Consider the following 6271-nt stretch of genomic DNA (forward strand, 5'->3'; position numbering starts at 1 on the left):
GATGGGCACCGTCCTGGTGCTGACCGGCCGCGACGACCTCACCGCAGACGCCGTCATCGACGAGCTGACCCGGCGCAAGGCGTCCGTCGTCCGGTACGACACCTCTGACTTCCCGCAGGCGTCTCGTGTAGCTGCCACTCTCGGGACGCAAGGCTGGGAGGGGCAGCTGACAGCTGAACGGTCAATCGACCTCCAGACGATCAGCTCCGTGTGGTGGCGACGTCCCGCCGAGTTCAGCGTGCCGGGCGTCTGGCCGGACGAGGCACGAGCGTTTGCAGTATCTGAGGCGCGCGTCGGAGTTCTCGGCGTACTGGGTTCGCTTCCGGTGCGTTGGATCAATCATCCGGCCAAGGACTCGGCGGCCAACTACAAGCCGGTTCAGCTTGCCGTGGCAGCCCGCGCAGGTCTCGACGTACCGCGGACGATCATCACCTCCGATCCTGACCATGCCCGGGAGTTCATCGGAGCCGACGAGGTCATTTACAAGGGTCTCAGCGGCGGCGTGCTCACAGCCGAACGGCGTCATCGATACCTGCCGACCACCGTTCTGCGCACCGCCGAGATCGACACGAGCCTCACGGGCACAGCACATCTGTTCCAGGAACGAGTGCCCAAGCAATGCGAAGTACGCCTGACCGTGATCGGGAAGCGGATGTTCCCGGTCGCGATCCATGCCGGGAGCCCGGCTGCCAAACTGGACTGGCGAACCGACTACCCGTCGCTCACCTACGGTCCGATCGAGCTTCCGGTCCACGTCGAGAAAGGTGTCCGGCTGTTGATGGACGAGCTGGGCCTGTTCTTCGGAGCGCTCGACTTCGCCGTGACTCCTGACGGTCGATGGGTGTTCTTCGAAGTGAACCCGAACGGCCAATGGCACTGGCTCGCCGTCAGGGCCGACGTCCCGATGGTCGAAGCAATGGCCGATGCCCTCCAAGGAAAGGACGATTGACCCCGTGACCGAATGGACCGACACCGCTCGCAAGCTCGCCGAAGAGGTCACGGCAACGGCACCCGAGTGGTACGACTCGGTGAGCTCCACCCCTCGGCACCAACTGGTGCCGAGGTGGTGGGAGCCGATCCCCGACAGCTACCCATTCGCCTGGGGACTCCGTACGCCGCAGCCGGATCACCCATGGGCCGAGGTCTACGCCGACGAGACGCTAGTGACCCGCGTCGGCTCACTCCACGCCGACGGCGCCGACCTATCCGATCGTCCAACGGGTCTCCCGACGTCGTCCTCGACCCTGCCCGGCTTGATCGTCCACCTGCTCGACCCGCACGAACACGATCAGGTGCTCGACGTCGGCACCGGCTCCGGCTACTCCGCCGCTCTCCTCGCACATTGCCTTGGCGACAACCACGTCACCAGCATCGACGTTGACCCGTACCTCGTCGACATCGCCCGCGAACGCCTCGCCAACTTCGGCCGAACTCCACGCTTTGAGGTCGCCGACGCCACCGGCTCGCTACCGGGCGCCGACTACGACCGAATCCTGGCCACTGTCTCCGTCCGCCCCATCCCACCGGCATGGCTTGACGCTCTCCGCCCCGGCGGCAAGATCGTCGCCACCATCACCGGCACCTCGCTCCTGATCAACGCCGACAAACACGCAGACGGAGTAGTCCGCGGCCGCGTCCAACCAGACCCAGCCACCTTCATGCGCACCCGCCACGAAACCGACTACCCGGCCCGCCTCGACCAGGTGTACGACGCCGCCCGCGACCAGCCAGGCGACGAGACTCGCCAACTGACTGGCCCACTCCCCGACGTATGGGACGACTGGCAACTGCGCTGCCTCTACGAACTCGATACCCCCGACATCGAGAATCGCTCCGCAAGACGCGACGGCGGCACGCAAATCATGTGGCTCCTAGCAGCCGACGGATCCTGGGCACGCGCCAACAGCGAGACCATGACTGTCCATCAAAGCGGTCCACACCGACTGTGGGACGACCTGGAACGCGTCCGAGCCAGGTGGACGTCCGCCAGCCGCTTCCCACTCCACACCATGACCGTCGAACTCGCCGCCGACCGCAACGCCCTCATCAGCCCTGACGGCACTTGGACACTCGAACTCTGACCAGACGCGGACCACAACGCCGACACGTCAAGATCAATCCCGCCACACATCTGGCACCTGAGGCGTGTCAGCGATTTGAAACGAGAATTCCGCCACCTTCTGGGACAGACGTTGAGTGATTATGGACGATCTTCCACTGCCGCTGGGGCACGATTCGACCGCCCGCCAGCACGTCTGTCAACACTGCGGCGCCACCTATATCGCGGCCAGATCCGACCAACGCTTCTGCTCGGATCTCTGCCGTCTCCGCCACTGGCGAGGTCGTCGCCGCGTCCGCTCAGCCCAGGCAAGCGAAGCCGAAATCGTACGCACGCTGATCGAGGAGGTCGGCCGACTGCAGCACGAAGTCACCGAGCTTCGGCGCGCCAACGCAACGCTCCGAGAGGCCCTGGGCCGCGCGCAGATGCTGCTGGTGTCGGCTCGCAATCCATACCACAGGAGGACCTGAATCTTGGCTGCCGCACAAACGGATGTTCCAGAGATGCACCGGTCCGATTGGCGCTGAGAGGGTGTCAGCACCAACCGGACCAAGCTCAGATCCTCGACCCTGATCCGTGAGGAGATTCAGCGGCGAGGCTCTGATGGAGGGCGGAACAGGCGCGGAGTGCAGGCCATTGAGGAGGAGAGCCCTTCTCAGCACACTCGCCCCGCCTGCTTGGGAATCTCTGACAACAGGACTTCGATGTGGCTGGCCAGGAAGTGCTGGCGAAGCTCGAGCGGATTTCCGCTCGATGCCAGATGCAAGAGGTTTGGCAGGATCAGAGCGCCCTCGTCGACCTCCAACACGGCAGCGAGCGCCTTGTGTAGTTCTGCTGGCGCAGACTCCAACTCATCGATGAAGATCGCGAAGTGGCGTCCAGCAGAGTGGTGTACGGCGGGCCCGGCTGACGGGCGTGGCGTAGGCGCATGGAGGCGGTCATCGCGTGATCCTTTGGAAGACCTCTCACAGTGCTTCTGAAGGAGAACTACGCGATGACCGCAAACACCAGTATCGACCCTGCCCGGTTCCTGCACGGCCAGCTGGCGACCGCGTCGCCGGATCTGTTGCGTGACATGCTCACCACGTTCATCGACGCGTTGACGGGCGCGGAGGCCGACGCGATCTGCGGCGCCCCGTACGGCGTGCCGAGCCCGGAGCGGACCAACCAGCGCAACGGGTACCGGCACCGCGACTCGGGCCGGCACCCTGGACGTGGCGATCCCGAAGCTGCGGTCGGGGTCGTACTTCCCGGACTGGCTGCTGGAACGGCGCCGTCGCGCGGAGCGGGCGCTGACCACGGTGGTGGCGACCTGCTACCTACTTGGGGTGTCGACGCGGCGGATGGAGAAGCTGGTCGAGACCCTCGGCATCACGCGGCTGTCCAAGTCGCAGGTCAGCGTCATGGCGCGTGAGCTCGACGAGGCCGTGGAGCAGTTCCGGACCCGGCCGCTGGACCAGGGTCCGTACACGTTCGTGGCCGCGGACGCACTCGTGTTGAAGGTGCGAGAAGGCGGCCGGGTGGTCAGCGTGCACGCGCTCGTCGCGACCGGCGTCAACGGCGACGGGCACCGCGAAATCCTTGGCCTGCAAGTAACTTCGGCCGAAGACGGCGCCGGCTGGCTGGCGTTCCTGCGCGACCTGACCGCCCGCGGCCTGACCGGGGTCCGCCTCGTCACCAGCGACGCCCACAGCGGCCTCACCGCGGCGATCGGCGCCACCCTGCCCGGTGCCAGCTGGCAACGCTGCCGCACCCACTATGCCGCCAACCTGATGTCGGTGACCCCGAAGGCGTCCTGGCCGTGGGTGAAGACGCTGCTGCACTCGGTCTACGACCAGCCCGACGCCCAGTCGGTGCACGAGCAGTTCGACCGGGTCCTGGACGCGCTGGCCGACAAGCTGCCGGCGGTGGTCGATCACCTCGAGGCGGCACGCGCCGACGTGCTCGCGTTCACCGTGTTCCCGAAGGAGATCTGGCGCCAGATCTGGTCGAATAACCCACAAGAACGGCTGAACCGCGAGATCCGCCGCCGCACCGACGTGGTCGGCATCTTCCCCGCCCGAGACGCCCTCGTCCGGCTCGTCGGCGCCGTGCTGGCCGAGCAGCACGACGACTGGATCGAAGGCCGCCGCTATCTCGGCCTCGACGTCCTCGCCAAGGCCCGCCTCACCGTCATCACCGACGCTACCTCCGCCACCGAGGACGTGACACCCGACACCGACCTCAAGGCGCTCAGCGCCTAACCAACCCAAAGGATCACGCGACACGACCGCACACCACGCGGATGGACTTGACCGATCGCGATAAGCACACAATCGTTCGCTCCGGCCCAATCGACGATCGCTCTTCTGCGCGCCGCGATCTCAGGATCGCTCATGAAGTGCTTCTTGAAGTATCCGAAGGCCACTCGCATCTGTCTCTAACCCCGTTGGTGTTCGGTGCCCGATCCGGCTGTTGCTCGGTACGGATAAGCGTGGAGCAGACCGCACAGCACGCACCATGGATTGCGGCTGACGCAGCACTGACCTTCCACCGAACCAGCTCGAGTAGTGACGCAAGTCCGGCAGTGGGAGACTGAGGCCGTGATGTCCAGGTCTGGTCCGGCCGCGAGGTAAGGGCGCTGCGCGAGTCGCAGCGCCTCAGCATTCGCGAGTTCGCCGAGCGCATCGGCGTGAGCGAGCGAATGGTCTCCCGCTGGGAAGCCTGCGGAGTGCGCATTCGCCCGAGACCGATCAACCAGGAAGGTCTTGACACACTCCTCGCAGCAGCGAGCGAGGACGAACGGTCGCGGTTCGCCGCACGCCTGCAAGGCCTCGAACAGGAGAACAACGCGCCGACTGCTGACCAATCAACTGCGAGGGACGTTGCCCGGCCGCAAGCCAATCATCCTCACCGGCAGAACACGGCAGTCGCGCTTCGACCACGCACCGACGGCCCTGACACCTTGGCGATGCAATCGTTCCGATCTGCGGACCGGCAGGTCGGCGGCGGTCATCTGTATGCCGCAGTAGTCAAGTATCTGCACACGCAGGTAGGTCCGCGGCTCTTCGGTGGTGACGTCGTGGTCGAGGACCCCACGGTGTTCACAGCCGCGGCAGGGCTGACCGAAATGGCCGGTTGGATGGCCCACGACGCCGGCCGCGACGACCGTGCGCACAGCCACTTCCTTCGCGCTTTCCACCTCTCCAAGGCCGGCCAGGATCGCCAACTCGGAGTCCACGTCCTTGCGAGTCTCAGCCATCTTGCACATCACCGCGCAGACCATCACGGCGCGATCCATTTCGCCGAGATGGGACAGAACTCGCTGGCTGAAGGCCCGGCGAATCCGGAACTCATGGCTCGAATTCTCGCCATGCAAGCGCGCGGACGAGCTGCGCTCGGAGACGAACGGGAAACCCGAAGGCTGCTCGGGCGAGCCGAGTCAGCGCTCGACGGAACCCGCGAGGAAGCCCCGTCCGAATGGGTCAACCGATTCGATTCCGGCAGTTTGGCCAGCGAGGCCGCTCGATGCACGCGGCAACTTGGAAGGCCGGCGGAGACACAAGCGCATGCACACCGCGTCCTTGAACTCCGGCCACCGGATCGAACCCGGAGCCGGGCGCTCGGACAGATGTTCCTGATCGCCGCGTTGATCGACCAGGGTGAACCGATCGAGGCACGCCGCATCGCATGTGAGGTGATCGAGACCACCCAGTCGCTCGGCTCGCACCTGGTCCTTCAGAAACTCCAGGAGATCCACAATCAGCTCGCGCCGTACGCCGAACTTCCCGCGGTTGGCGACACCAGACGACTCCTGAACGACGCCGTGCGCCAACGTACCTGGCTCCAGCAATGGATTGCCTCAGGCGCGTTCGAGACGCTGGCGTCAGCACGATGAGCACAGACGAACCGCTCTACCGCCGCGACCCGGAAGCCTGGCTGAAGCACCTCGCCGAGGGAAACGCCAAGCAGGCGAGGAAGCGGGTCGGCGCGGATGCGATCCTCTACGACAGCGAAGGCCGCATCCTCGTCGTCGACCCGGACTACAAGCCCGACTGGGACCTGCCCGGCGGCATGATCGAGGCCAACGAACCACCAATCGACGGCCTCATCCGCGAGCCGTCTGAGGAACTCGGGACTGCCCCGGGATTAGTTGACTCGCGGGGTGTGGTGGTTCAGGCCGCGAGTGCGACCGGTTGAATCATCTCAAACTCGATGGGTGTGAGCTTGCCG

Annotated in this window: 4 protein-coding genes and 2 pseudogenes; all 6 read left to right on the forward strand. The window is 65.6% G+C overall.

What is annotated here, in order from left to right; genetic code table 11:
* The first annotated feature begins 1 nt into the window (after position 1).
* Positions 2 to 949, forward strand: coding sequence for an ATP-grasp ribosomal peptide maturase (gene tgmB, locus E0H75_RS24865; RefSeq protein ID WP_131516019.1), 948 nt, complete (start codon positions 2 to 4; stop codon positions 947 to 949).
* A gap of 4 nt (positions 950 to 953) precedes the next feature.
* The gene (locus tag E0H75_RS24870) at positions 954 to 2081 is read left to right on the forward strand and encodes a methyltransferase domain-containing protein (RefSeq protein WP_165554003.1); all 1128 of its coding nucleotides are present in this window, start codon (positions 954 to 956) and stop codon (positions 2079 to 2081) included.
* A 121-nt stretch (positions 2082 to 2202) separates the two neighbouring features.
* Positions 2203 to 2529 carry a hypothetical protein gene (locus tag E0H75_RS24875; RefSeq protein ID WP_131516021.1) on the forward strand — a complete coding sequence of 109 codons (327 nt, stop codon included), beginning with the start codon at positions 2203 to 2205 and terminating at the stop codon, positions 2527 to 2529.
* A 524-nt stretch (positions 2530 to 3053) separates the two neighbouring features.
* A pseudogene (locus E0H75_RS24880) lies at positions 3054 to 4302 on the forward strand (IS256 family transposase).
* Positions 4303 to 4673: 371 nt separating this feature from the next.
* Positions 4674 to 5936, forward strand: a pseudogene (locus E0H75_RS24885) (helix-turn-helix domain-containing protein); the annotation flags it as partial.
* Positions 5933 to 6238: an NUDIX domain-containing protein gene (locus tag E0H75_RS24890; RefSeq protein ID WP_238163247.1), complete on the forward strand. Its 306-nt coding sequence runs from the start codon at positions 5933 to 5935 to the stop codon at positions 6236 to 6238. The pseudogene E0H75_RS24885 and the gene E0H75_RS24890, both read left to right, overlap by 4 nt.
* Positions 6239 to 6271 lie beyond the last annotated feature (33 nt).

The sequence above is a fragment of the Kribbella capetownensis genome, from assembly GCF_004331485.1.
GTDB classification, from domain to species: domain Bacteria; phylum Actinomycetota; class Actinomycetes; order Propionibacteriales; family Kribbellaceae; genus Kribbella; species Kribbella capetownensis.